General features: G+C 63.7%; 1 protein-coding gene. It reads left to right on the top strand.

The features are described 5' to 3' along the window. Positions 1–61: 61 nt before the first annotated feature. Positions 62–1,018, top strand: coding sequence for an IS5 family transposase (locus tag AC1D1N_RS32330; RefSeq protein ID WP_477353343.1), 957 nt, complete (start codon positions 62–64; stop codon positions 1,016–1,018). The last annotated feature ends 135 nt before the right edge of the window (positions 1,019–1,153 follow it).

Raw genomic sequence — 1,153 nt, 5'->3', positions numbered from 1 at the left:
GGGCCTGTTGCGTAATTGGCTGGTTGTGATTCTCTGAAGGCGAAAGGCCGGGAGAGTCACAATGGCAGTTAAGCGGACGGGTCAGTTGAGCTTGGTGGAGGCATTTCTGGGCGACAAGCTTGCGGGCGGTTCTTCGCCGCTCGACCGCCTGTCGGGGCTGGTGAAGTGGTACCGGTTCGAGAAGCTGCTTAACCGGCTGCGCGATGGCGGGCCGGGTCGGGCAGCCTGGCCGCCACTGGTGCTGTTCAAGGCGCTTTTGTTGCAATCGCTCTATGGCTTGTCTGATCGCGAGTTGGAGGAAGCACTCGGCGACAGGCTGTCGTTCCGGCGCTTTGCCGGGCTGGGGCTGGACGACACGGTCCCCGATCACACGGTTCTGTCGCGCTTTCGCAACCTGCTTGTCGGCGAAGGGCTGATGGAGAGGCTGTTTGGCGAACTGGACCGGCAGCTGGAGAAGGCCGGTGTGATCCTGAAGCGTGGGACGATGCTGGACGCCACGCTGATCGATGCGGTCTCGGCACCGCCGACACCCGAGCGGCCGTCGAAGGACGCAGACGCCCGCCCCACCATGCGCAAGGGCAAGGATGGCTTTACCTTTGGCTACAAGGCTCATGTCGGGGTGGATGAGGGTTCGGGCCTGATCCGCACGGTGATCACCACACCGGCCAACGTCAACGACACGGTGATGGCCGATGCCTTGATCTGCGGCGACGAGAAGACGGTGTGGGCGGATGCCGCCTATGACACCCATGCCCGCCGTGCCCGATTGAAGGCACAGGGCAAGAAGGTGCGCATTGCGCGCCGTCCCAACAAGCATCATGCGCTGCCGGCACGGCTCAAGCGCTACAATCGCCTGATCGCCAGACGGCGAGCGGCGGTGGAAACCACCTTCGCTACGCTCAAGAACCGCATGAAGCTGACCACGATCCGCTACATCGGACTGGCCAAGGCTACCGCTCAGGTGACGATGGCGGCCATCGCCTTCAACATGCGCCGATGGGCGGCCATCACGGGATAGGTGCGCCTGCAGCTCGGCCGTACCGGCCGAACCGCCACCTCAAACCCCAAAACTAGGCCTCAATCCCCAAGCGCAAGTGACGACCGGCTGCATTCCCATCCCGCCGTCGCGCACCTCAAACTGCGCAACAGGTCC

The organism is Mesorhizobium sp. P2_B5 (assembly GCF_056404775.1).
This window is presented reverse-complemented; position numbering and strand designations above follow the sequence as displayed.